At 68.8% G+C, this 23335-nt stretch carries 21 protein-coding genes; 13 read left to right on the top strand and 8 right to left on the bottom strand.

All coding sequences use genetic code 11. The features are described from left to right. Positions 1 to 3: 3 nt before the first annotated feature. Positions 4 to 1224 carry an ATP-grasp domain-containing protein gene (locus ACL03I_RS05940; RefSeq protein ID WP_412805301.1) on the bottom strand — a complete coding sequence of 407 codons (1221 nt, stop codon included), beginning with the start codon at positions 1222 to 1224 and terminating at the stop codon, positions 4 to 6. Between the two features lie 499 nt (positions 1225 to 1723). Continuing rightward, positions 1724 to 2641 (bottom strand): LysR family transcriptional regulator, encoded by a 918-nt coding sequence (locus ACL03I_RS05935; RefSeq protein ID WP_364424902.1) that lies wholly within the window; start codon positions 2639 to 2641, stop codon positions 1724 to 1726. Positions 2642 to 2782: 141 nt separating this feature from the next. Here ACL03I_RS05935 and ACL03I_RS05930 point away from each other — a divergent pair, with 141 nt between their 5' ends. Next, positions 2783 to 4159: an MFS transporter gene (locus tag ACL03I_RS05930; RefSeq protein ID WP_412805300.1), complete on the top strand. Its 1377-nt coding sequence runs from the start codon at positions 2783 to 2785 to the stop codon at positions 4157 to 4159. Further along, positions 4156 to 4902 (top strand): 3-hydroxybutyrate dehydrogenase, encoded by a 747-nt coding sequence (locus ACL03I_RS05925; RefSeq protein WP_355074805.1) that lies wholly within the window; start codon positions 4156 to 4158, stop codon positions 4900 to 4902. Before ACL03I_RS05930 ends, ACL03I_RS05925 begins: the two co-directional genes overlap by 4 nt. 8 nt (positions 4903 to 4910) lie before the next feature. Here ACL03I_RS05925 and ACL03I_RS05920 read toward each other — a convergent pair whose 3' ends face one another. After that, on the bottom strand, positions 4911 to 5444 hold the full coding sequence (locus ACL03I_RS05920) for an SACE_7040 family transcriptional regulator (RefSeq protein ID WP_355075038.1): 534 nt from the start codon (positions 5442 to 5444) through the stop codon (positions 4911 to 4913). Between the two features lie 153 nt (positions 5445 to 5597). Between ACL03I_RS05920 and ACL03I_RS05915 the strand changes: the two genes are divergently transcribed. The 6 genes from ACL03I_RS05915 to ACL03I_RS05890 all read left to right on the top strand — a co-directional run bounded on the left by ACL03I_RS05915 (position 5598) and on the right by ACL03I_RS05890 (position 13882). Further along, positions 5598 to 7196, top strand: coding sequence for a carboxyl transferase domain-containing protein (locus tag ACL03I_RS05915; RefSeq protein ID WP_412805299.1), 1599 nt, complete (start codon positions 5598 to 5600; stop codon positions 7194 to 7196). A 5-nt stretch (positions 7197 to 7201) separates the two neighbouring features. Then, positions 7202 to 9250 carry an acetyl/propionyl/methylcrotonyl-CoA carboxylase subunit alpha gene (locus tag ACL03I_RS05910; protein ID WP_412805298.1) on the top strand — a complete coding sequence of 683 codons (2049 nt, stop codon included), beginning with the start codon at positions 7202 to 7204 and terminating at the stop codon, positions 9248 to 9250. Further along, on the top strand, positions 9247 to 10407 hold the full coding sequence (locus ACL03I_RS05905) for an acyl-CoA dehydrogenase family protein (protein WP_355074811.1): 1161 nt from the start codon (positions 9247 to 9249) through the stop codon (positions 10405 to 10407). Before ACL03I_RS05910 ends, ACL03I_RS05905 begins: the two co-directional genes overlap by 4 nt. After that, entirely contained in the window at positions 10404 to 10889 is a 486-nt protein-coding gene (locus ACL03I_RS05900) for a MaoC family dehydratase (protein ID WP_355074813.1), read from the top strand. The genes ACL03I_RS05905 and ACL03I_RS05900 overlap by 4 nt, the downstream gene beginning before the upstream one ends. 199 nt (positions 10890 to 11088) lie before the next feature. After that, positions 11089 to 11901 carry an HpcH/HpaI aldolase/citrate lyase family protein gene (locus tag ACL03I_RS05895; protein WP_412805297.1) on the top strand — a complete coding sequence of 271 codons (813 nt, stop codon included), beginning with the start codon at positions 11089 to 11091 and terminating at the stop codon, positions 11899 to 11901. A 31-nt stretch (positions 11902 to 11932) separates the two neighbouring features. After that, positions 11933 to 13882: an acetoacetate--CoA ligase gene (locus ACL03I_RS05890; RefSeq protein ID WP_412805296.1), complete on the top strand. Its 1950-nt coding sequence runs from the start codon at positions 11933 to 11935 to the stop codon at positions 13880 to 13882. 133 nt (positions 13883 to 14015) lie between these two features. Here the strand turns inward: ACL03I_RS05890 and ACL03I_RS05885 are convergent, their stop codons facing one another. Next, on the bottom strand, positions 14016 to 14198 hold the full coding sequence (locus tag ACL03I_RS05885; protein WP_412805295.1) for a hypothetical protein: 183 nt from the start codon (positions 14196 to 14198) through the stop codon (positions 14016 to 14018). A 169-nt stretch (positions 14199 to 14367) separates the two neighbouring features. On the opposite strand from ACL03I_RS05885, the gene ACL03I_RS05880 reads away from it, so the two are divergent. From ACL03I_RS05880 to ACL03I_RS05865, 4 genes are all read left to right on the top strand, one after another. Next, entirely contained in the window at positions 14368 to 15714 is a 1347-nt protein-coding gene (locus ACL03I_RS05880) for a cytochrome P450 (RefSeq protein WP_412805294.1), read from the top strand. A gap of 278 nt (positions 15715 to 15992) precedes the next feature. Continuing rightward, complete coding sequence (locus tag ACL03I_RS05875; protein WP_379250587.1) at positions 15993 to 17234, top strand: TetR/AcrR family transcriptional regulator; 1242 nt, start codon at positions 15993 to 15995, stop codon at positions 17232 to 17234. 149 nt (positions 17235 to 17383) lie between these two features. Then, positions 17384 to 18628 carry a TetR/AcrR family transcriptional regulator gene (locus tag ACL03I_RS05870; protein ID WP_412805293.1) on the top strand — a complete coding sequence of 415 codons (1245 nt, stop codon included), beginning with the start codon at positions 17384 to 17386 and terminating at the stop codon, positions 18626 to 18628. Between the two features lie 493 nt (positions 18629 to 19121). Further along, positions 19122 to 20009 (top strand): aldo/keto reductase, encoded by an 888-nt coding sequence (locus ACL03I_RS05865; RefSeq protein WP_412805292.1) that lies wholly within the window; start codon positions 19122 to 19124, stop codon positions 20007 to 20009. A gap of 200 nt (positions 20010 to 20209) precedes the next feature. Here the strand turns inward: ACL03I_RS05865 and ACL03I_RS05860 are convergent, their stop codons facing one another. From ACL03I_RS05860 to ACL03I_RS05850, 3 genes are all read right to left on the bottom strand, one after another. Further along, positions 20210 to 20638: a DUF6924 domain-containing protein gene (locus tag ACL03I_RS05860; RefSeq protein WP_412805291.1), complete on the bottom strand. Its 429-nt coding sequence runs from the start codon at positions 20636 to 20638 to the stop codon at positions 20210 to 20212. 337 nt (positions 20639 to 20975) lie between these two features. Next, positions 20976 to 21242 (bottom strand): hypothetical protein, encoded by a 267-nt coding sequence (locus ACL03I_RS05855; RefSeq protein WP_355074834.1) that lies wholly within the window; start codon positions 21240 to 21242, stop codon positions 20976 to 20978. Between the two features lie 6 nt (positions 21243 to 21248). Beyond that, a complete protein-coding gene (locus tag ACL03I_RS05850; RefSeq protein WP_355074836.1) occupies positions 21249 to 21437 on the bottom strand; it encodes a hypothetical protein in 189 nt (62 codons plus the stop codon). 67 nt (positions 21438 to 21504) lie between these two features. Between ACL03I_RS05850 and ACL03I_RS05845 the strand changes: the two genes are divergently transcribed. Further along, positions 21505 to 23040, top strand: a complete 1536-nt coding sequence (locus tag ACL03I_RS05845; protein WP_397275008.1) for a helix-turn-helix domain-containing protein — start codon at positions 21505 to 21507, stop codon at positions 23038 to 23040. A gap of 71 nt (positions 23041 to 23111) precedes the next feature. On the opposite strand, the gene ACL03I_RS05840 is transcribed toward ACL03I_RS05845, so the two are convergent. After that, complete coding sequence (locus ACL03I_RS05840; RefSeq protein ID WP_355074840.1) at positions 23112 to 23330, bottom strand: MbtH family protein; 219 nt, start codon at positions 23328 to 23330, stop codon at positions 23112 to 23114. Positions 23331 to 23335 lie beyond the last annotated feature (5 nt).

Genomic DNA, 23335 nt, shown 5'->3' with positions numbered 1-23335 from the left:
AGATCAGGCGACCGCCGCCGCGACAGGTGAATCGAGCGCCGTGCACATCATTCGGAACCCGGCCACGGTGCGCCGCACCGATTCCAGTACTTCCGCGGTCGACTTTCCGCGGATGCGGAATGCCGCACCGATATCGGCATAGCCGAACGTTTCGGTGATCACCGACCCCACCTGCGGAATCGAGCAGTGGTACGGGGCGTAGGCCTCCGGGACCGCCCAGTGCACGTCCACCACCCGGCACGGCGGCGTCACCGGCGGGTGGATGAGCAGTTCGGCGACCACCTCGCCGTCGGTGAGCGGCGCCGTGGCGGGCGTCCGGCCGAGCTGGATGTCGACCGCCGCGCCGAGCAGGTCGTACCGGTGCACCTCGCGCCACATGTGGGTGGTTTGCCCGCCGCACGCGCGCGCCGCGACCTCCAGAAACTGGACGCGGGGAGAATCGCCGTCGCCGCCGACGAAGAATTCGAGATGGAATACGGTCGGGACACCAGGGCTGAGTGCGAAAAGAACCGATTCGGCGAACTCGGTCAATGTACCGGTCAATGCGGGATCGTCGACCTCGATATAGCCCAGGCTTTCCGCGTCGTTGGCGAAATCGAGGCATGTTCCGAGATATTTCGAAGCGCGCCACGGCCCGAGTTGGGAACCCGTCCACACGCCGTCGATGGCGCCGACTTCGTCCGGGCAGAATTCTTGGACCAGAAATGGTTCGGACGCGAGGTCCGGCAATGCGGCGAGATCCGCTTCCGAATTCAGCTTGACCACATCGCGGCTGCCGGCGCCGAATCTGGGCTTGACGATGATCGGGAAACCGGACTCCGCGGCGAATTCGGCGACCGAGGACAGGTCGGGTGCGGCGCGGAATGCGGGAACGGAGACGTTCCGCGCGGCGACCGCCTGGGCCATCGTCAGCTTGTCGCGGAACCGGGTGACGTATTCCGCCCGGTCACCGGGGATGCCGAATTCCGCGCGCAGTTCCGCCGCCGGGAGTAGGTCGAACTCGTGCAGTGCGACAATGCGTTCCGGCGTGCCGAACCGTGCCGCGAGATCGCGCACGGCACCGTGCACCGAAGTCGCGCCGTCGAGAACCGTGACCGCCGCCGCCTGCTCGGGTATGCCGTCGGGCAAGCCGCTCGCGCAAACATAGGTGACAAGATTGCGAACGTGATCGATACGCTCGGTATACGGAACATCGACACCACGTACGCGGTGGATCACGGTCACGTGTGGTAGCACAGATTCCTCCGTTTGAAGTCGGCTCACTGAACTCAAATAAGGCGCCGGAGACGAAGACAGAGTTACGACTCCGCCAACGCCCGGCAGCGCGGCGGAGAAACATCTGGTCAGGAGAATGATTGTGCGTTCACGTAGCGCGTGATCTATGCCTCATACTGCTGAGTATGCACCTTCCCAACACTGGCAATTCTTCCCCGAAATGAGAAATGCCCGCATATCTGACCACGTTGTACGCTGGCCTGTTCACCTCACCGGCGTCGCTGGCGGCGACAGCTGGAAAACATCTGTTCAGCGATTGCTGTGAGTTTTCTTTGAGATAGCTGTGCGCTGTCCAGATGGTCGGAAACCAGTAATTTGGATCACAGCGCCGCCAGGCCGGACACCTCGCCCCGCTGAGCCACCGAAGCCGCACGGGCAGGAGTGAGGCCGAGGATGCCGCCAGGAGACGAAGACGAGTCGCATCGCCCCCCGGGGCCGGAGTCGACCGTCAGTGCCGACGACCGAGGAGGATGTCGCGCTGATCGGCGACCACGGCGCGGATCGCGGCGACGACGGCGGCCACTTCCGGGCGGCGAAGGGTTTCGGTGCGCGCGACGAGCCAGTAGCCGAGGGTGACGGTCACCGAATCGGCCAGCACGCGAACGAGGTCCGCGTGGCGATCGGCCATGAAGCACGGCAGCAGGCCAAGGCCCGCGGAGGCGCGCGTGGCCTCGACGTGCACGAAAACATTGGTGGACGTGACCGATTCGCGCATCGCGGGTACGAAGCTGGAAGCCAAGTCGAGATCGTCGACTTGCAGCATGGAGTCGATGAAGTAGACCAGCGGATACCGGGACAGGTCGTCGATCGTCGCGGGTGCGCCGTTCTCGTACAGGTATTCGCGGGAACCGTAGAGGCCGAGACAGTAGTCGGCCAGATGCGTGGCGGTGGCGCGGTGCACTTGCGGCTCGCCCACCACGATCTCGAGATCCAGCCCCGAACGCTGTTGCGAGGCGCGCCGGGTGATCGCCACGATTTCCACCGAGATCTTGGGGTGCCGCCGCTGCACCTCCGCCGCCGCGGGCGCGGCGATGTAAGCGCTGAAGCCGTCGGTCGCCGAGAGCCGGACCACCCCCTCCAGCACCCGGTTGCCGTCGGCGTCCGCGGCCAGCGACTTCACCGCCGACTCCACCGCCTCGGCCGCGGCCAGGGCTTCCCTGCCGAGATCGGTCAGCTCCCAGCCACCGGTCACCCGGGTGAGCACCCGGCCGCCGAGGGTGTGCTCCAGCGCGGCGATGCGCCGGGAGATGGTGGTGTGGTTGATGCCGAGTTCGTCGGCCGCCGTCACGAATCGGCCGGAGCGCCCGACGGCCAGGAGGACGAGGAGGTCGTCCGCGCTGGGACGACCAGGAGTGGCCGGGCGCATATCTGCATCTTTGCAGAGACGCACTGCACAAATGGTCATTGCGGCGTAATTCCTCTGCACCAATACTCGGTGCAGCCAAAGCATTGTGGGGGCCGTCACATCGGGAACGAAGTGTGGCCCCGGGCACGAAGGAGAAGTGCGATGAGGGAGCACAACGCCGTAGCGGCGGATTCGGGCGGCACGACCAGCGGCCTGCGCCGCGTGGTGGCCGCGTCGATGGCGGGCACGGTGGTGGAGTGGTACGAGTTCTTCCTGTACGGCACCGCCGCCACGCTGGTGTTCAGCAAGGTGTTCTTCGCCAAGGGCACCAGCGACCTGGACGCCATCCTCGCCGCGTTCATCACCTACGCGGTCGGTTTCGCGGCGCGGCCACTGGGCGGCGTGGTGTTCGGGCACTTCGGCGACAAGTACGGCCGCAAGAAGCTGCTGCAGTTCAGCCTGGTGCTGGTGGGCAGCGCGACGTTCCTGATGGGCTGCCTGCCGACCTTCGGGCAGATCGGCTACTGGGCGCCCGCGCTGCTGGTGGCCCTGCGCTTCATCCAGGGCTTCGCGGTCGGCGGAGAGTGGGGCGGCGCGGTGCTGCTGGTCGCCGAGCACAGCCCGAGCCGCAGCCGCGGATTCTGGGCGAGCTGGCCACAGGCAGGCGTACCCGCGGGCAACCTGCTGGCGACGGTGGTGCTGCTGGTGCTCACCTCCACGCTGTCGGACGAGGCGTTCCTCGGCTGGGGCTGGCGGGTCGCGTTCTGGCTGTCGGCGGTCGTGGTGCTGATCGGCTACTACATCCGCACCAAGATCACCGACGCGCCCATCTTCGTCGCGGCGCAGCGGGAAGCCGAGCAGATCAAGGCGACCTCGCTGAGCGTGGTGGAGGTGCTGCGCCGCTACCCGCGCGGCGTGTTCACCGCGATGGGGCTGCGTTTCGGCGAGAACGTCATGTACTACCTGGTGGTCACGTTCACCATCACCTATCTGAAGACGCAGGTGCACGCCGACACCCAAGTGATCCTGTGGTGGCTGCTGGCCGCGCACGCGGTGCACTTCGTGGCGATCCCGATGGTGGGCAACCTGTCCGACCGCATCGGCAGGCGGCCGGTCTACCTGATCGGCGCGCTCACCGCGGGCACCTGGGGCTTCTTCGCCTTCCCGATGATGGACAGCGGCCACAACGTGGTCATCATGTCCGCCATCGTCATCGGCTTGATCTTCCACGCCTTCATGTACGCCGGGCAGCCCGCGATCATGGCCGAGATGTTCCCCACCCGGATGCGCTATTCCGGTGTGTCCCTCGGCTACCAGGTGACCTCGATCGTGGCCGGTTCGCTGGCGCCGATCATCGCCGTCCGGCTGCTGAACACCTACCACTCCGCGGTGCCGATCGCCTGGTACCTGGCGGGCGCGGCGGCGGTGAGCGCGATCGCCGTGCTCGTCGCACGAGAGACGAAGGGACTGACCTTGGAGAGCATCGATCACGCCGACGCCGAGACCCTCGGCGCGCGCACCGAAGTGACCGTGCGATGAGCGATCTGGCGGGGCGCAGCGCCCTGGTCACCGGCGGCGCGAGCGGCATCGGCGCTGCGTGCGCCCGCGCGCTCGCGGCGCGGGGGGCCACGGTCACGGTGGCCGACGTCGACGACGTCGGCGCGAAGACCGTGGCCAGGGAGCTGGGCGGCAAGTCGTGGGCGGTGGACCTGCTCGACGTCGCGGCGCTGGAGGAGCTGGAACTCGACGTCGACATCCTGATCAACAACGCCGGGGTGCAGCACGTCAGCCCGATCCGGGACTTCGCGCCGCAGCGCTTCCGCGACCTGCTCACGTTGATGGTCGAGGCCCCGTTCCTGCTGGTGCGCGCGGCGCTGCCGCACATGTACCGGCAGGGCTGGGGACGGATCGTCAACATCTCCTCGGTCCACGGCCTGCGCGCCTCCGAATACAAGGTCGCGTACGTGACGGCCAAGCACGGCCTGGAGGGGCTGTCCAAGGTCACCGCGCTGGAGGGCGGCCCGCACGGCGTCACCAGCAATTGCGTGAACCCCGGCTATGTGCGGACGCCGCTGGTGGACAAGCAGATCGCGGATCAGGCCAAGGCGCACGGCGTGCCCGAGCAGGAGGTGGTGGAGAAGATCCTGCTCACCGAGAGCGCGATCAAACGGCTCGTCGAGCCGGAGGAGGTCGCGTCGCTGGTGGCCTGGCTGGTGTCGCCGGAGGCGGGCATGGTCACCGGCGCGGCCTACACGATGGATGGCGGGTGGAGCGCGCGATGAGGGCGCGCTCACCCGAGCGCGGTCAGCGCCATTCCGCGCAGCACCGGCCGGGCGCGTGCCGCGGTCGCCTCGCTCGCGCTGTGCGGGGTGGAGTTGATCAGGCCGAAGGCGGCGTGGGCCTGCACCCGCGCCGCCTCCTCGGGTAGTTCGGGATGCAGCTCGCGCAACACGCTCACCCAGATCTCCACGTACTGGCGCTGGGTGCGGCGGATCTCGCGGCGGGCCGCAGCGGGCACGTTGTCCAGGTCGCGGTCCTGGATGCGAATGAGCTCCGGCTCGCCGAGCGCGAAGTCCAGATGGTGATCGACCAGCCCGGCGAGTGCCTCCTCAGGGGAGTTCGTGCCCGCGACCACCTTCTTGCCGCCGTCGAGCAGGCGCTGACTCACCCCGACCAGCAACTCGATCAGCAGCGCTTCCTTGTTCGGGAAGTGCCGGTAGACCGCGGGGCCGCTGATGCCGACGGCGGCGCCCAGGTCGTCCAGGCGCATGCCGAGGAAGCCGCGATCGGCGATCAACCGCGCTCCCGCTTCCAGCAGTTGCATCCTGCGTTGCGCCTTCAATTGCTCACGACGCGTCGGCGCGACGGATTCGGCACTGGTCACACGCGGTCCTTTCGGCCGATCTGGACAACTCGGTTAATCAAGACTAACCTGAATTTCAGTTATCGTCGACTAACTGGACGACAGGATTACGTGATGACCGTTATCGAAGAGGTCGTCGGGAACCGCGCCGCGCACGCGGCGTTGGTCGACGATCTGCGCGCCCGGCTGGCCGCCGCGGCGCTGGGCGGGCCCCAGAAGGCACGCGATCGCCACGTCGCGCGGGGCAAACTGCTGCCCAGGCAGCGCGTGGACCAGCTGCTGGACCCGGGGAGCCCATTCCTCGAGCTGTCCCCGCTGGCCGCGACCGGAATGTACGGCGACGACTCCCCCGGCGCCGGGATCATCACCGGGATCGGCCGGGTGTCCGGCCGGGAATGCGTGATCGTGGCCAACGACGCGACGGTCAAGGGCGGCACCTACTACCCCATGACGGTGAAGAAGCATCTGCGCGCGCAGGAGATCGCGTTGCAGAACCAGCTGCCGTGCGTCTACCTGGTCGACTCCGGTGGCGCGTACCTGCCGCACCAGGACGAGGTGTTCCCCGACCGGGAGCACTTCGGGCGCATCTTCTACAACCAGGCGACCATGAGCGCCAAAGGGATTCCGCAGATCGCCGCGGTGCTCGGCTCCTGCACCGCGGGCGGCGCCTACGTGCCCGCGATGAGCGACGAGGCCGTGATCGTGCGCAACCAGGGCACAATCTTCCTCGGCGGCCCGCCGCTGGTGAAGGCCGCGACCGGTGAGGTGGTCACGGCCGAGGAACTCGGCGGCGGCGAGCTGCACTCGCGCACCTCCGGCGTCACCGACCACCTGGCCGAGGACGATCAGGACGCGCTGCGCATCGTGCGCCGCATCGTGGCCACGCTCGGCCCGCGCACGCCGGTCCCGTGGGAGGTGCGGCCCGTCATCGCGCCCGCCGCGCCGAAATCCGAGCTCTACGACGTGGTGCCGACCGACCTGCGCACTCCCTACGACGTGCGCGAGGTGATCCATCGCCTGGTCGACGGGACCGTCGAGGGCGAGAGCGGGTTCCACGAGTTCAAGGCCGAATACGGCAAGACCTTGGTCACCGGGTTCGCACACATCCACGGACATCCGGTGGGCATCGTCGCCAACAACGGCGTGCTGTTCAGCGAATCTGCCATGAAGGGCGCGCATTTCATCGAGCTGTGCGACAAGCGCAGTATCCCGCTGCTGTTCCTGCAGAACATCACCGGCTTCATGGTCGGCCGCGACTACGAGGCGGGCGGCATCGCCAAGCACGGCGCGAAGATGGTCACCGCGGTGGCCTGCGCCCGCGTGCCGAAGCTCACCGTCGTCATCGGCGGCTCCTACGGCGCGGGCAACTACTCGATGTGCGGGCGCGCGTATTCGCCGCGGTTCCTGTGGATGTGGCCGAACGCCCGGATCTCGGTGATGGGTGGCGAGCAGGCGGCGTCGGTGCTGGCGACGGTGCGCGGCGACCAGCTCGACAGCAGCGGGCAGCCCTGGTCGGCCGCGGACGAGGAGGCGTTCAAGGCCCCGATCCGGGACCAGTACGAGAGCCAGGGCAACCCCTATTACTCGACGGCCAGGTTGTGGGACGACGGCGTGATCGATCCCGCCGACACCAGAACCGTGCTCGGGCTGGCGCTGTCGGTGTGCGCGCAGGCCCCGCTCGAACCCGTCTCCTACGGCGTTTTCCGGATGTGATGACGATGCTGAACAGATCCGTTCCCGTCGGGTTCGACACCGTGCTGGTCGCCAACCGCGGCGAGATCGCGGTGCGGGTGATCCGCACTTTGCGCGCCTTGGGGATTCGCTCGGTGGCCGTCTACAGCGACGCCGACGCCGACGCCCGCCACGTCCACGAAGCCGACACTGCGGTGCGTCTCGGCCCGGCCCCCGCCCGGGAGAGCTACCTCGCCATCGACCGGGTGGTGGCCGCCGCCGTGCGCACCGGCGCGCAAGCGGTCCACCCCGGCTACGGGTTCCTCTCGGAGAACGCCGCTTTCGCCGCCGCGCTGGCGGAGGCGGACATCGTCTTCCTCGGACCGCCGGCCCGCGCCATCGAGGTGATGGGCGACAAGATCACCGCGAAGAACACCGTGGCCGCGTTCGGCGTCCCCGTGGTGCCCGGCATCGCCACCCCGGGCCTGACCGATGACGAGCTGATCGCCGCGGCCGCCGAAGTCGGCTATCCGGTGCTGGTCAAGCCGTCCGCGGGCGGTGGAGGCAAGGGCATGCGCCGGGTGGACGGTCCGGCCCGCCTGCCGGAGGCGCTGCGCAGCGCCCGGCGCGAGGCCGCCGCCGCGTTCGGCGACGACACGCTGTTCCTGGAACGGTTCGTCACCCGGCCGCGGCACATCGAGGTGCAAATTCTCGCCGACCAGTTCGGCAACGTGCTGCATCTGGGCGAGCGCGAATGCAGCTTGCAGCGCCGCCACCAGAAGGTGATCGAGGAGGCTCCCTCGCCGCTGCTGGACGCGGCCACCAGGGCCAGGATCGGCGCGGCGGCCTGCAACACCGCGCGCAGCGTGGACTACGTGGGCGCGGGCACCGTGGAGTTCATCGTCTCCGCCGACCAGCCGGACGAGTTCTTCTTCATGGAGATGAACACCCGCCTGCAGGTAGAGCATCCGGTCACCGAGCTGGTCACCGGCGTCGACTTGGTGGAATGCCAGGTCCGGGTGGCGGCCGGGCAGAAGCTTGCGGTGGCGCAGGACGACATCCGGATGGTCGGGCACGCGATCGAGGCCAGGGTGTACGCCGAGGATCCGGGGCGCGGGTTCCTGCCCACCGGCGGCACGGTGCTCGACCTCGACGAGCCGGAAGGCCCCGGCGTCCGGGTCGACTCGGGCCTGCGGATCGGCACGCGCGTCGGCAGCGATTACGACCCGATGCTGTCGAAGGTCATCGCGCACGCCGGTGATCGCGCCGCCGCGCTCGCGAAACTGGATCGGGCGCTGGCCGACACCGTGCTGCTCGGCGTGACCAGCAATATCGAATTCCTGCGCTTCCTGCTCGCCGACCCGGACGTGGCCGAAGGACGGCTGGACACCGCCCTGCTGGACCGGCGGGTCGCCGACTTCCGGCCCGCCGCCGTGGGCGACGACGAGTTCGTCGCCGCGGCGGCCTGGCACTGGGTGCGCCGCTGGCCCGCCGCGCCGCGCGACCCCTGGGAGGTGCCCTCCGGCTGGCGGATCGGGGCCGACGCGCCGACGCCGATCCGGCTCGCGGGCGGCGAGCGGGTCGAGCACGTCTACCTGTCCGGCACGCCGGACGACGGCACGGTGCGGGTCGACGAGGGCGAAAGCCGCGCACTGACGGCGGTATTCACCGCCTCCGGCGATCGATGCGCGGGCGAACTCGCCCTCACCCTGGACGGCCTGCGCCGCACCTACCGGGTCGCCGAGCAGGACGGCTTGTTGTGGGTGGCCGGACCGTCCGGCATCGCGGTGCTGCGCGAAGTGGCCGAGGTCAACGTGCGCGGCGGCGACGAGCACGTGGGCGACGCCGAGATCCGCTCCCCCATGCCCGGCTCGGTGATCGCGGTGCCGGTCGCCTCCGGCGCCGCCGTCGCGGCGGGCGATCCGGTGGTCATCGTGGAGGCGATGAAGATGGAGCACTCGCTCACCGCGCCGGTCGCCGGAACCGTCGAACTACTGGTCGAACCCGGCGCGCAGGTGCGCCTGGACCAAGTGCTGGCGCGCGTCGTCGCGCAGGCCGCAACGAATCCCACCGAACGAGAAGGAATCCCCGCATGACCGACTTCCTGTCCACCGGCACGCTGCCGGAGGAGTACCGCGATCTCGCGCTGACCGTGCGCGACTTCGCGCGGTCGGTGGTCGCTCCGGTGGCGGCCGAGCACGACGCGAACCACACCTTCCCGTACGAAGTGGTCGCGGGGATGGCCGAGATGGGCCTGTTCGGCCTGCCGTTCCCGGAGGAGTACGGCGGCATGGGCGGCGACTACTTCGCGCTGTGCCTGGCGCTCGAGGAACTGGGCAAGGTCGACCAGAGCGTGGCGATCACGCTGGAGGCGGGCGTCTCGCTCGGCGCGATGCCGATCTACCGCTTCGGCAACGACAAGCAGAAGCAGGAATGGCTGCCGCGGCTGACCAGCGGCCGCAACCTCGCCGCGTTCGGGCTCACCGAACCGGGCGCGGGCAGCGACGCGGGCGGCACCAGGACCACCGCGGTCATCGACGGCGGCGAATGGATCATCAACGGCAGCAAGCAGTTCATCACCAATTCCGGCACCGACATCACCAAGCTCGTCACGGTGACCGCGGTGACCGGGAACACCGGCGGCAAGAAGGAGATCTCGACGATCCTGGTGCCGACCGACACGCCCGGTTTCGTCGCCGAGCCCGCGTACAACAAGGTCGGCTGGAACGCCTCCGACACCCATCCGCTCAGCTTCACCGACGTCCGCGTCCCCGAGGAGAATCTGCTCGGCGAGCGCGGGCGCGGTTACGCGAACTTCCTGCGCATCCTCGACGAGGGCCGCATCGCCATCGCCGCGCTCGCGGTCGGCGCCGCGCAGGGCTGTGTGGACGAGAGCGTGCGCTACGCCAAGGAGCGCGAGGCGTTCGGCCAGGCGATCGGGCGCAATCAGGCCATCGCGTTCAAGATCGCCAGGATGGAGACGCGGGCGCACGCCGCGCGCACGGCCTACTACGACGCGGCGGCGCTGATGCTGGCAGGCAAGCCGTTCAAGAAGCAGGCGTCCATCGCCAAGCTGGTGGCCAGCGAGGCCGCCATGGACAACGCTCGCGACGCGACGCAGATCTTCGGCGGCTACGGCTTCATGAACGAGTACGCCGTCGCCCGGCACTATCGCGACAGCAAGATCCTGGAAATCGGCGAGGGGACGACGGAGGTGCAGCTGATGCTGATCGGACGGGAGCTGGGCCTGTGACCCGGCGGACGGTCGTGCAGCGCGGCCTGTGGTTCGAGGAGTTCGACACCGAGGTGGTCTACGAGCACCGCCCCGGCCGCACCATCACCGAGGCGGACAACGTCCTGTTCACCACGCTCACCATGAACACCCAGGCGCTGCACCTGGACGCGGCGTTCAGCGATCGATTGCCTCCGTTCAATCAGCGGTTGGTGAACTCGATGTTCACCCTGTCCACGTTGATCGGACTGTCGGTGGCGCAGCTGACCCAGGGCACCATCGTGGCCAATCTCGGCTTCTCGGAGGTCGCTTTCCCCAAGCCGCTGTTCCACGGCGACACCATGTACGCCGAAACCGTGGTCACCGACAAGCGCGAATCGAAGAGCCGTCCCGGCGAGGGCATCGTTACCTTCGCGCACACGGCGCGCAATCAGCACGGCGAGGTCGTGGCCACGGCGGTGCGCAAGACGCTGGTGCGCAAGGCTCCGGAGGGCGTGGCATGAGGCGTCCGGTCCGGGTGAGACAACCCAAGGTCACCACGAACAGCGATGCGGATGCCCACAACCGACCCAGCATGAGCGGCCCGGCCCTGAGGCAGCACAGCGGCACTACACCGGGCTCCGTGGGTATCCACAACCGACACAGCATGAGCGGTTCGGCCCGGAGTCGGCAGGGTCGCGCTCATGCCGGAGGCGATGCCGCATGAATTGGCAGATGGCAGGTCCGGCCTGGTTGTTCTGCCCGGCCGATCGTCCCGAGCGCTTCGCGAAGGCGGCGGCTGCGGCCGACGTCGTGATTCTCGACCTCGAGGACGGCGTCGCCGCGCACGACAAAGCGGCGGCGCGCAAGGCGCTGCTGGATACACCGCTCGATCCGGCGACCACGGTGGTGCGCGTCAACGCGGCGGGTACCGAGGACCACGCGCTCGATCTGGCGGCGCTCGCCGACACCGCCTACCGCAGGCTCATGCTGCCGAAATGCGAGTCCGCCGAACAGGTCACCGCGCTGGCGGACTACGCGGTGATCGCGCTGATCGAGTCGCCGCTCGGCGCGCTCACCGTCGGCGCGGCGATGACGGCGCGCAACGCGATCGGCGTCATGTGGGGGGCGGAGGATCTGGTCGCCGGGCTCGGCGGCACGGCGAGCAGGCATGCCGGCGGCGGCTATCGCGACGTGGCCCGCCACGTCCGCTCCACCGCGCTGCTGGCCGCCAAGGCGTACGGCAAGTTCGCGCTCGACTCGGTGTACCTGGACATTGGCGATCTGGACGGGCTGCGGGCCGAGACCGAGGACGCGGTCTCGGTGGGTTTCGACGCCAAGGTGGCGATCCACCCGAGCCAGGTGCCGGTGCTGCGCGCCGCCTATGCGCCCTCGGAAGCAGAGCTCACCTGGGCCCGCCGAGTGCTGGCGGAAGCGCCGAACCACCGCGGCGTCTTCGCCTTCGAGGGCAGGATGGTCGATGGCCCCGTGTTCCGGCACGCCGAGCAGATCGTGCGGCGCGCCGACCGCGCCTGAACGCAGAGTTTCCCCAGTCGAGAGGACCGCGATGCAACCACAATGGGTGCCGACCGAAGAAGACATCGCCGAGGCGAGGATCACCGACTTCGCCCGATTCGTCGCGGAACGCACCGGTGTGCACGCGACCGACTATCACGCGCTGTGGCAGTGGTCGGTCGACGATCTCGCCGGGTTCTGGCACGCGCTGTGGGACTACTTCGAACTCGGTGACATCGCGGGCGAAGTGTTGGCGAGCGCGGAGATGCCGGGCGCGCAGTGGTTCCCCGGCACCCGGTTGAACTATGTGGACCAGGTGATCCGGCAGCTGCGCACCGACCGGCCCGCGATCAAGGCGGTCAGTGAGGACGCTCCGATCCGCGAGGTGTCCTGGGCCGAACTGATCGACCACACCGCCGCTTTCGCACAGACGCTGCGGTCGCTGGGTGTGCGGCCCGGCGACCGGGTGGCCGGGTATCTGCCGAACATCCCGGAAGCGGTGATCGCGTTCCTGGCCACCGCGAGCATCGGCGCGATCTGGAGCGCCTGCGGACAGGACTACTCGCCGAAAGCCGCGCTGGACCGTCTCGGGCAACTGGAGCCGACCGTCCTGGTCACCGCCGACGGCTACCGCTTCGGCGGCAAGGCGCACGACAAGCGCGACGACATCGCCGCGTTGCGTGCCGGCCTGGACTCGCTGAAGGGCACGATCGCGGTCTCCCGGCTCGGGCTGGACGTGCCGGACGCGACCTCGTGGGACGAGGCGGTGACCACCACCGACGGGCTGCCTCCGGTGATCACCACGGAGTCGGTGGATTTCGACCATCCGCTGTGGATCGTGTTCTCCTCCGGCACCACCGGCCTGCCCAAGGGCATCGTGCACGGCCACGGCGGCGTGCTGCTCGAACACCTCAAAGCCGTTGCCCTGCAATCCGACATCGGACCCGAGGACACCTTCTTCTGGTACACCAGCCCGAGCTGGATGATGTGGAACTTCCAGATCGCGGGCCTGCTGGCCGGGGCGACCATCGTCACCTACGACGGCAGCCCTACCGCGCCGACCCCCGACGCGCTGTGGCGGATCGCCGCCGAGGTCGGCGCCACCGTGCTCGGCGCCAGCCCCGGCTATGTGCTGGCCTGCATCAAAGCTGGCTCGGTGCCGCGCACCGAGCACGACCTGTCGGCCCTGCGCACCGTCGGCATCACCGGCTCCTCGCTGCCCACCTCCTCGGCGCTGTGGCTGGGCGAGAACGTCGGCGAGCACGTCCAGGTGTCCTCGATCAGCGGCGGCACCGACGTGGTGTCCGCATTCATCGGGGGCGCGCGCACCGTGCCCGTGTGGCCGGGTGAGCTGTCGGCGCCCTTCCTCGGCGTCGCGCTGGACGCCTACGACCCGGCGGGGCAGCCGGTGCGCGGCGAAGTCGGCGAGCTCGTCGTCACCGCGCCGATGCCGTCCATGCCGGTCTCCTTCTGGCGCGACGAGGACGGGAAGCGTTATCACGACGCGTATTTCGACATGTTCCCCGGCGTGTGGCGGCACGGCGACTGGATCACCATCACCGACCACCACAGCGTGGTCGTGCACGGGCGGTCGGACTCCACGCTCAACCGGCACGGCATCCGGATGGGCAGCGCCGACATCTACCAATCCGTCGAACGGCTCCCGGAGATCGCCGAAGCGCTGGTGATCGGCGCCGAGCAGCCCGACGGCGGATACTGGATGCCGCTGTTCGTGACCCTCGCGCCCGGCGCGGAACTCACCGACGAGCTGAAAGCGCGCGTCAACAGCACCATCCGCACCGAGGTATCCCCCCGCCACGTGCCCGACGAGATCATCCTGGCCCCCGGCATCCCGCACACCCGCACCGGGAAGAAGCTCGAGGTACCGATCAAGAAGCTGTTCCAGGGCGCCGACCCGACCCGCGTCGTCGAACGCAGCGCCGTGGACAACCCGGACCTGCTCGACTGGTACGGCACGATCCGGCCCGGCGGGCGCGGCTGAGGGCGCTCCCGACTTCGGCTGCGGACGATCCCGATCAGTTGCCGGACGCAGTGCCGGGAGCGCCCGAATCGGACGCCGCGATCCAGAACGGGCGCGGCTGTGTGCGTCGCGAGTTCGGCTGCGGCGCAGGATTCTATCGGCGGTAGCCGCGCCCGCCGATGGACGCGGTGAAGACCGCCGCCCGCGCGCCGCGGGCGGCTTCCAGGTTGCGCTTCTCCTGCGGGGTGAGCCGATAGCGCGCCGTGATCCGCCGTACCGCGGCGACCACGGCGCCGAGCACCGGGATGGGGTCCACCGGGCGCAAAGCCAACGCCATGACGAACTCCTTACCAGAAAGACGCACCGGTACAAGCGGTTTCGGACAAACGGAGTATTGGATGGTGAGCCGGGGTACGCGAGCGGCGGGCATCGGGCATGGACCGGCGTCCGGGTTTCTCCTAGCGTGGAGGCGACAGCCGGTTCGACATGCGCGTGGAGGTGGCATCGTGGCCGCACAGGACGTCCGAGAACGCACGGAGCCCGCGGGTTTTCCGCCTGGGCCCGCGCTGCCGCCGCTCGTGCAGAGCGCGTTGTTCCAGCGGGACCGGGCCCGGTTCCTCACCGCGATGGCGCGCCGCTACGGTGACGTCTTCACCCTCCGGATCCCGCCGTTCGCCGACCGCGTCGTGGTGTACTCCCGCCCCGAGCACATCAAGGAGATCTTCGCGGGCGATCCGCACGACCTGCACGCGGGCGAGGGCAATCAGATCCTCGGTGCGATCATGGGCCCGCACTCGCTGCTGCTGACCGACGAGGCCGAGCACGCGCGGGCGCGCAGGCTGCTCATGCCCGCGTTCAACGGCGCCGCGCTGCGCGGCTACCGAGCGCTGATCTCCGAGATCGCGGCCGCGGAGATCGGCGGTTGGGCGCCCGGATCCACCGTGCGCATGCTGGACCGTATGAACGCGCTCACCCTCGAGGTGATCACGCGGGTGGTCTTCGGCGTCACCGACGAGCGGACCAGGGCCGAGCTGAACCCGCGCCTGAATCGGATCGTCCACCTGAATCCGCTGGTCTTCCTGGGTTTGAAGAACGACCGATTGCGGCGGGTCGGCCCATGGAAGAGCTTCGCCGAGAACCTGGCCGCGGTGGACGCCTTGCTCTACGCGGAGATCGCCGAGCGGCGGCGGGCGACCGATCTGGCCGGGCGCACCGACGTGCTGTCACGCCTGCTCGAGGTCGGCGCGGGCGACGGCGACGCGCCGCTCACCGATGCCGAACTGCGCGACCAGCTCATCACGCTACTGCTGGCCGGGCACGAGACCACCGCGTCGGCGCTGTCCTGGGCACTCTACGAACTCGCCGCCGACGCCGAGATCCAGCGGCAGGCCTCGGAGGCCGCGCGCACCGGCGACGACCGATACCTGGACGCGGTGCTCAAGGAGGCCATGCGGTTGCACACCGTCATCTCCGGCACCAATCGAAAACTGACCAGGGACATGACGATCGGCGGACAGCGGCTGCCCGCGGGCACCGTGGTCGCCACGTCGATCGTCCTCGCACATCGCCGTACCGAGGCCTACCCCGACGTCGCCGTGTTCCGCCCGGCCCGCTTCCTCGACGGCGAAGTGGCGCCGAACACCTGGCTGCCGTTCGGCGGCGGTGTGCGGCGATGCATCGGCGCGGGGTTCTCACTGCTCGAGGGCACCACGGTGCTGCGCGAAATCCTCGTCCGCGACACGCTTTCGCTCCCGGCGGGCAGCGCGCCCGAGCGCGGCAAGATCCGCAACATCACCACGGTGCCGCGCGGCCGGGCGCGGGTGGTGGTCGACCGGCGGTCAACCAGTATGTGAACAATGATTCTGTGTTCGATCAGCACTTGTACTGGATTTATATTCGTGTAAGTTTGTCTCTGTTCGACAGCTAGTCCCGGCACGGCTCGCATCGTGCCCCGCGCTTCGGCCGAGTCCGGCTGTCGACTTCCGGACGCACCGGCGCGCACATCCCGCCTCGTCGCATGCCGGCGCGCACCGGAGAACAGGTACAGCTCCCGGGGGCCGCTCATCCCCGGGAGCCGTATCCCGTGGCACGGCCAGCCCGGCCATACGGCCAGGTCGTTACGATGTTCGTCATGAGTGTCGACAATCGCCGTACGGCGCGGAAGGCGAGCAGCGGCGACTCGGCACCTCGCGAGATCCGGCGCAGACCGAAGAACCGCCGTGCCCAGATCGCCGCCGCGTCGGCCGCCGCGTTCGGCGCGCTCGGCTACCACGGCGTCAGCATGGACGACATCGCCTCCGGGCTCGGCATCAGCTCCGCGGCGCTGTACCGCCACTACCCGAGCAAATACGCGCTGTTCCGGGAAGAACTGCTGCGCGTCGGCCAGGCGATGACCGAATCGGTCGAGCTGCCCGATGAGGCGGCCGACTGGCCCGCCGAACAGCGGCTGCGGCACGTGCTCGACGCGCTCATCGCGGTCACCATCGACAACCGCCCCACCGTCACGCTGGTGCGCTGGGAAGTCAGATACCTCGAGCCCGACGACCAGACCACGCTCAACGACCAGCAGGCCACGGTACTCGGCGCGCTGGGCAGCCAGCTGGCCGCGCTGCGCCCGGAACTCATCGAGGAGGACGTGCGCGTGCTGCGCGCCGCCTTGCTCAGCACGATCACCAGCATCGCCGACCATCACGCCGCTCTCCCGGCGAAACCCCTTGCCCGCCTGCTGCATTCGGCGTGCTGGTCGGTCGCCCACGCGAAGCTGCCCGCGACGCGCGCGGTCGAGCCGGTCGCGGTGGTGGAGATTCCGGATTCGTTCAAACACGAACTGCTGCTGCGCAAAGCGGTCGAGCTGTTCCACGAACGCGGCTACCCCAACGTCAGCGTGGAGGACATCGCCACCGCCGCAGGGCTTTCGGCGGCCTCGGCGGTGTACCGCTTCTACCGCGGCAAGAGCGACATCCTGGCCGCCGCGTTCCGCCGTGCCGCCGAACGGGTTTCCGGCGCCGTCGGCCCGGCCGTGGCGGCGGCCGGCGATTCCGAGGACGCGCTCACCGCGTTGATCACGCAATACGTCGCCGGATCGTTCGCCGAACGCGCCCTCACCTTCGTGTACTACACCGAGTTCCAGCATGTCCCCACCGAGGACCGCACGGTGCTGCGCAATATCCAGCGACTCAGCGTCGAGGAGTGGGCCCGGCTGCTGCGCGAGGTGCGTCCGGAGCTCGCTCCGGCGGAGGCGCGCATCCTCGTCCACGCGGCTTTCGCGGTGGTCGTCGACCTGGGCCGCGCCTTCGGCAACGAACCGCTGGCCGCCCAGGACCGGGTGCGCTTGCTGATGCAGCTGGTGCTCTTCGGACGGCCCGCGCGATAGTCAGGTAAGTTAGCAGAGATTCTCGCTTCGATCGGCGCATTGCGGGAGATTGAAGGCGGATCACCAGATTTTTGTGATCTACCATTCATTTCTTCCCGGGAGCGGGTAGCGTCGCTGTACCGAACGTTGTGTTGGGCTACCATCGCGGCATGGGTGCCCAGGACCACCATGCCGCGGACAAGGCGGCCGACGGGACACCGGCACGCGTGATCCGGCGCCGACCACGTGACCGCCGCGCCCAGATCGCGGCGGCGTCGGCCGAGGCGTTCGGGGCGCTCGGCTACCACGGCGTCAGCATGGACGACATCGCCTCTCGGCTCGACATCAGCTCCGCGGCGCTGTATCGCCACTATCCGAGCAAGTACGCGCTGTTCCGCGAGGAAGTGTTGCGGTTGGGCGCGGTCAGCGCCGAAGCGGTCCGGCTGCCCGAAGCCACGGACCTGTCCGCCGAGCAGCGGCTCGCGCGGGTGCTCGACGCCTTGATCGAGGCCGCCATCGTCAACCGGCGCAGCGCGGCGCTGTTGCGCTGGCAGCGGCGCTACCTGGAGGAAGACGACGCGGACACGCTGGCCGATCAGCTCGCGGGCGTGAACGCGACGCTCACCGCACTGCTCGCCGAGACCAGGCCCGCGCTGTCGAAGGCCGATCGCGCCGTGCTGGCCGCGGCGGAACTGAGCGTGCTCAGCAGCATCGGTGATCACCATGTGTCGATCCCGGTGCGGACGCTCACCGCGCGGCTCACCGCGGCCTGCCACGCACTCGCCGTGTGCGAGCTGCCGCCGCCCGGCAGCGCCGAGGCCGAGAACTTCACCGCGACCGAGATCCCGCTCACCTTCAAACACGAGTTGCTGCTGATGCGCGCGGTGGAGCTGTTCCATCAGCGCGGGTACCCGAACGTCAGCGTGGAGGACATCGCCAACGCCGCCGGACTGCCCGCATCCTCGGCGGTGTACCGGTTCTACCGCGGCAAGGGCGACATCCTCACGGCGGCGTTCCGCCGGGCGGCGGATCGGGTGTCGGCCGCCATCGGGCCTGCCGTCTCCGCGGCCGAGACGCCCCAGCAAGCGCTCGACACCCTGATCGAGTTGTATGTGGCCGGCTCGTTCGCCGAGCGCGAGCTGACCTTCGTCTACTACGCCGAAATCAGCAACGTGCCGCCGGAGGAGCGCACGGTGCTGCGCAACATCCAGCGACTCAACGTGGAGGAATGGGCCAAACTGCTGGGCGGCGTGCGGCCCGAGTTGTCCGCCGCCGAAGCGCGGCTGCTGGTGCACGCCGCCTTCGCCCTGGTCGTCGACCTGGGCGAACGCTTCGGCTCCACCGACCCGGCCTGCTCCCCCCGGCGCGTGGTGCGCCTGATGCAGGCGATCCTCTTCGGCCACCTGACGCCGTAGCGCGGGATGGCCCACGGTCGTGGGCGACAGCGCACCGTCGGTCCGGTAACGGCGGCCGACCGACCGGCGAACCGGCTCGACGCCTTCGTTCGCGAGTGGGCACACGGCCGCGGCGAATCGTGGGTGGCCACCGCGGCGAGGTGCCACTCGATGGCACGAGTATCGCCGAGTCGGCCGAGCGCGAGAGTCGGCGCGCACTGTACCGGCGGAATCGTAGCGGAAGCTTTCGTTCGGGGGCTGGTCGCTCGGGGTGCTCGATTCCCGAGTCCGAGTACGGTGGGATCCGTGCCGACTACGTGGGCGTTGCCGATAGGCCGGACATCGGGCGCGGGTCCTGGGCCAGTTCGAGGGCACGGCCGGTTTACGCCACCGGCGAACGCCGGGGCGGAATCGGCCTCGGGGCAATGCTGTTGCGGTAGAAAGGCCGCGTCCGGTCCCGGCGCGACATTCGCAGGGCATCGGCGCAGTCTCCGACTTCGGAAAGAAGATTCTCATGAGCACAGATCTCGACGCGCAACCCGCCGCGGCATCCGGAACCTTTGCCATCGGCGGCGATCTTCCGGTGCATCGGCTGGGATACGGCGCGATGCAGTTGACCGGCCCCGGCGTCTGGGGTGACCCCAAGGACCCGGACGAGGCGGTACGGGTGCTGCGCCGGGCGGTGGAGCTCGGCGTGAACTTCATCGATACCGCCGACTCCTACGGTCCGTTCGTCAGCGAGAAACTGATCCGCAAGGCCCTGCACCCCTATCCGGAGGGCCTGGTCATCGCCACCAAGGCCGGTCTCACGCGGCAGGGTCCGAACGAGTGGCGCCCGGTCGCGCGGCCCGAATACCTGCGCCAGCAAGCGGAACTGAGCCTGCGCCATCTCGGCGTCGACCGGATCGATCTGTACCAGCTGCATCGCATCGACTCGCAGGTGCCGCTGGCCGACCAGATCGGCGAGCTGGTCGCACTCCAGCAGGAGGGCAAGATCCGGCACATCGGCCTCTCGCAGGTGACCGTCGAACAGCTGCGCCAGGTGCGCGAACTCGCCACCATCGTCTCGGTGCAGAACCTGTACAACCTCGCCAATCGCGCCGACGAGGACGTGCTGAACTACGCCGAGCAGGAGAACATCGGCTTCATCCCGTGGTTCCCCATCGCCACGGGCGAACTCGCCGCCCCCGGCGGTCCGCTGGCCGCCATCTCCGCCGAGCACGGCGCGACCCCCGCCCAGCTCGCCCTGGCCTGGCTGCTGCGCCGCTCCCCCGTCATGCTGCCGATCCCGGGCACCTCCAGCGTCGCGCACGTCGAGGAGAACATCGCCGCCGCGCGAATCGAGCTGACGGACAAGGAATTCGAGGCGCTGTCGGACGCCGCCAGGTCGACCGGAAACTGACCGCCGCGGCTGTCGGCTGAGCGCCCCGCGGCGGGGTGCTCAGGCGGCGGCCGACGCGACCGCGACTTCACTCGGTCATGACTCATGCGCCCTGGCTGTCGTGGCGGGCTGGGTATTCATGACGCCGCGGCAATACGAGCAGCGATGGGGACGGCCACCAGATATCGACCGGCCCCGCGAGTGGCACATAACGGCCCGCATCAGAAGCCGCGGAACACCCCGTCGGCGTCGACGTTTTCGGAGAAGTCCTCGAAGTCCATGTTCGACAGCGACAGGTTGTTCTCCACGGCAGGCATTTCGGTGGGCACCACGCGGAAGGTCTGGAAACCGACGACGTCCGTGTTGCCCCGGCTCGTATCCACGACGAGTATCGGGCGTTCGGGATCGGTCATCGTTCGCTTGTCCGCCAGGAAGAGGTAGTAGGGCGGTGGCGCTGGAACGATTTCTTCCAACTTCTCCACCGTCAGACCTTCGAAGCGACGGTCATCGACCGGCGTGATATCCGCATAGGCGAGTATCCCGTCACCGAGGTCCCACGGCTGCAGCGCGGCATCCAAAGTTTCGGACCAGGCGGCGTCGTCGGCGAAATACGTTCTGATGAACAGGGAATCGCCGTCGGGCAACAGCATCGCGTTCTCCTCCCTCGCCGAGATCGGGCCCCTGTCGGCCGAACACGCAGCGATCACCACCACGGCCAACGCAGTGACCGCTATCGGACCGAACCTCACGTGCCGGAAGCCTACTCACTCCGTGCTCGGTCCCCCGGCGAGGCTGCGGTGGCTCGCACTCGCGCCGATTCGAGATGCGCGGTGAGCGGACGCCGGGAAGTCCCCGTATCTCCGTCGTACGGAGATACGGGGACTTCGGCGCTGCCGGGGCTCCCTCGCCGTAGTCCCGTGCAGGGGATGAACGTCGTTGGCGGGCGGATCACGCTGCCGGCAACGAGTTCGGTGCGCTGACAGTCGGTCAGCGCGAGTATCCGTCGGCCCTGCTGTCGGGGACGACGCGGCCGGATGCGACCAAGGTGCGGAAGGCCGCTTGTTTGCGGGGGCAGGCGTCGGCGCGGCAGGGGCGGTGGCCCTGCATCACGCGGTGCGCCTGCTCGACGGTGAACGGCTCATCGGGCGGTCGGTGCGCGTCCTCCGCGCCGCCGTGCGGCAGGCAGGAGCCGACGCCGACGATCGCGGCCACCAGCAAGGTGCACGCGCCGAGCATGCTCAGCAGCGGATTCACGGCCGCTCACTGGTCGGCGGCCTGCCGGGAACAGAACGCCGACGCGGTTAGGTATTGCCTGCAGTGCGCGCCGTGCCCGGCGTGGACGGCGCACAGGAACCGCGCGCGGTCATAGGTCAGGCCGAGCGGTTCCTGCGAGCAGTCGCGGCTCTGAATCAACCACAGCTCTCGGACATCCGAGTGCAACACGTCCATCGTTCACCTCCATAAGCGCAGTGCACCCGGCACCGAGAAGGCGCCGCCGGAGCCGCGCTCGACACGGATGGATCGGGCCGTGTCGGGACCGTGCGCCGGGTTCCGGACAACGGGCGCCCTCGACAGGGTTTGGGCGGACCCCCGATGCCGGGTGCGATTCAACAGTGCGCGTTGCGATTCGGTAGATAACAGACCCGAATGCGGTAATTGCGAGTACTTTCCGTTTGTAGCGGCCTGGAGCGAGGAAGAGAGACCTATGGTGGAGGTCGACTGGACGGGCGAAGCTGTACATGCGCTTCGCACGGCGATGAAGCGAAGCCGTTACGAATTCGCGCGTCTGGTGGGCGTCACACCGCGCACCGTGGTCCTGTGGGAGAACGGCCGGACAACCCGGATGCACGCCGCTAGCCAGCGTCTCCTGGACAGGGTCTTGTCGGGCGTCGATTCCGTCGTCGCCGAACGATTCGAGCGCGCGATCACCACGCGCCAGGAGCCGGCCCCCGACTACGAACGCGCCGATTCGGCGCCCGAAAGGCACACCAAGCTCGGTAGGGAAATCGGGCTCGACAAGGAAGTCGAGGAAGACGACGTGAGAAGGCGAGAACTGCTGGCCTGCATCGGCGCGGGCATGGCAGGCCAGGCGGCGGACCTGGTGGCGAGCGAACCGGAGAGGATGCTGGCAACCCTCGACGCGGGGTCGATCAGCGAACGGCGACTGGCGTTCCTGGAGCAGTCGGCCGAGGTCCTGGGCACGCGGGTGGTGCAGGTTCCGCCGCACGAGCTGTTGCAGACGGGGCTCGAGCAATTCCGGCTGGTACGTGGCTGTCTCGGCGAACGGCAGCCCACCCATCAGCAGGTCCGATTGGTGCGCACGGCCGGACGGCTGGCGAACGTGGTGGGCGAGATCCTCTTCAACGAAGGGCATTTCGGTCAGGCGCGCATGTGGTATGCCACCGCGATCCACGCCGCGCAGGACATCGGCGACCGTTATTCGGAGGACATCGCCCTGGCCGGGCTCGCGTATTTGCCGACGTATAGCGATAAACCGAAGGAAGTTTTGCAGTTACTCGACGGCCGCTTGCAAGAAAATCCGTCTTACGGCCCGGCCGCCGCATGGTTGTGGGGAATGGCGGCGCGTGCGCACGCCAGTCTCGGGCACGCCGATGAATTCGCGCGGTGTATCGCACGATCGGCATCGGCTTTGGAAGACGTCGGGTCCGAAGACCTTTCGGTCGGTATTTTTTCTTTCCGCCCGGAGAAACTCGCTTTTTATCAGGCGATCGGATATTCCCGGCTCGGCCGCGCCGAGGAGACCGCCGTGGCGGCCGCCCGCGCGATGGCGTTGTACGACCCGTCGGAGACCATGGAGCCCGCCTTGGTCCGCTTCGAGCACGCCACGGCGCTGCTGGCCTCGGGCGAGGTCGAGGAGGCCTGCGCGGTGGCGACCAGCGCCATCACGAACGCGCACACCTACGTGGGGCTCACGGTCACCAAGCGCGCGAAACAGTTCGACTCGGCGCTCGGCGGCCTGCGCACCAGAGCCGTCGCGGAATGGCGGCAGCACGCGCACGCGGTGATCGACGCGGCGCACGCCGAGGTCTGAGCCCGGAGACGAGGCGGGGCGCACCGGTCGGCAGGGGGATGTGGACCGGCGCGCCCCACGTATTCAGGTGGTCAGTTCGCCTCGGTGGACATGGCTTCGATGAGCGACTTGGGACGCATGTCCACCCAGTGCGTCTCGACGTACTCCAGGCAGGACTTGCGGTTGGCGGCGCCGTAGGCGATGGACCAGCCGCCGGGAACGGCGGCGAAGACCGGCCATAGGGAATGTTCGCCTTCTTGGTTGATCAGGACGTAGAACTTGGCGTTGTCGTCGTCGAACGGGTTGGTCATTTCGG

This window comes from Nocardia sichangensis (assembly GCF_047200615.1).
Lineage (GTDB): Bacteria > Actinomycetota > Actinomycetes > Mycobacteriales > Mycobacteriaceae > Nocardia > Nocardia sichangensis.
Note: the sequence above shows the minus strand (reverse complement) of the source record. Positions and strands in the feature narration are given on the sequence as shown.

What these genes read in the sequence shown, in the direction of transcription:
- ACL03I_RS05840 (WP_355074840.1), bottom strand. Translation starts at nt 23,330, where the DNA reads ATGACCAACCCGTTCGACGACGACAACGCCAAGTTCTACGTCCTGATC.
- ACL03I_RS05915 (WP_412805299.1), top strand. Translation starts at nt 5,598, where the DNA reads ATGACCGTTATCGAAGAGGTCGTCGGGAACCGCGCCGCGCACGCGGCG.
- ACL03I_RS05845 (WP_397275008.1), top strand. Translation starts at nt 21,505, where the DNA reads ATGGATCGGGCCGTGTCGGGACCGTGCGCCGGGTTCCGGACAACGGGC.
- ACL03I_RS05860 (WP_412805291.1), bottom strand. Translation starts at nt 20,638, where the DNA reads ATGCTGTTGCCCGACGGCGATTCCCTGTTCATCAGAACGTATTTCGCC.
- ACL03I_RS05875 (WP_379250587.1), top strand. Translation starts at nt 15,993, where the DNA reads ATGAGTGTCGACAATCGCCGTACGGCGCGGAAGGCGAGCAGCGGCGAC.
- ACL03I_RS05910 (WP_412805298.1), top strand. Translation starts at nt 7,202, where the DNA reads ATGCTGAACAGATCCGTTCCCGTCGGGTTCGACACCGTGCTGGTCGCC.
- ACL03I_RS05870 (WP_412805293.1), top strand. Translation starts at nt 17,384, where the DNA reads ATGGGTGCCCAGGACCACCATGCCGCGGACAAGGCGGCCGACGGGACA.
- ACL03I_RS05935 (WP_364424902.1), bottom strand. Translation starts at nt 2,641, where the DNA reads ATGCGCCCGGCCACTCCTGGTCGTCCCAGCGCGGACGACCTCCTCGTC.
- ACL03I_RS05905 (WP_355074811.1), top strand. Translation starts at nt 9,247, where the DNA reads ATGACCGACTTCCTGTCCACCGGCACGCTGCCGGAGGAGTACCGCGAT.
- ACL03I_RS05850 (WP_355074836.1), bottom strand. Translation starts at nt 21,437, where the DNA reads ATGGACGTGTTGCACTCGGATGTCCGAGAGCTGTGGTTGATTCAGAGC.
- ACL03I_RS05865 (WP_412805292.1), top strand. Translation starts at nt 19,122, where the DNA reads ATGAGCACAGATCTCGACGCGCAACCCGCCGCGGCATCCGGAACCTTT.
- ACL03I_RS05895 (WP_412805297.1), top strand. Translation starts at nt 11,089, where the DNA reads ATGAATTGGCAGATGGCAGGTCCGGCCTGGTTGTTCTGCCCGGCCGAT.
- ACL03I_RS05925 (WP_355074805.1), top strand. Translation starts at nt 4,156, where the DNA reads ATGAGCGATCTGGCGGGGCGCAGCGCCCTGGTCACCGGCGGCGCGAGC.
- ACL03I_RS05930 (WP_412805300.1), top strand. Translation starts at nt 2,783, where the DNA reads ATGAGGGAGCACAACGCCGTAGCGGCGGATTCGGGCGGCACGACCAGC.
- ACL03I_RS05920 (WP_355075038.1), bottom strand. Translation starts at nt 5,444, where the DNA reads ATGCAACTGCTGGAAGCGGGAGCGCGGTTGATCGCCGATCGCGGCTTC.
- ACL03I_RS05890 (WP_412805296.1), top strand. Translation starts at nt 11,933, where the DNA reads ATGCAACCACAATGGGTGCCGACCGAAGAAGACATCGCCGAGGCGAGG.
- ACL03I_RS05885 (WP_412805295.1), bottom strand. Translation starts at nt 14,198, where the DNA reads ATGGCGTTGGCTTTGCGCCCGGTGGACCCCATCCCGGTGCTCGGCGCC.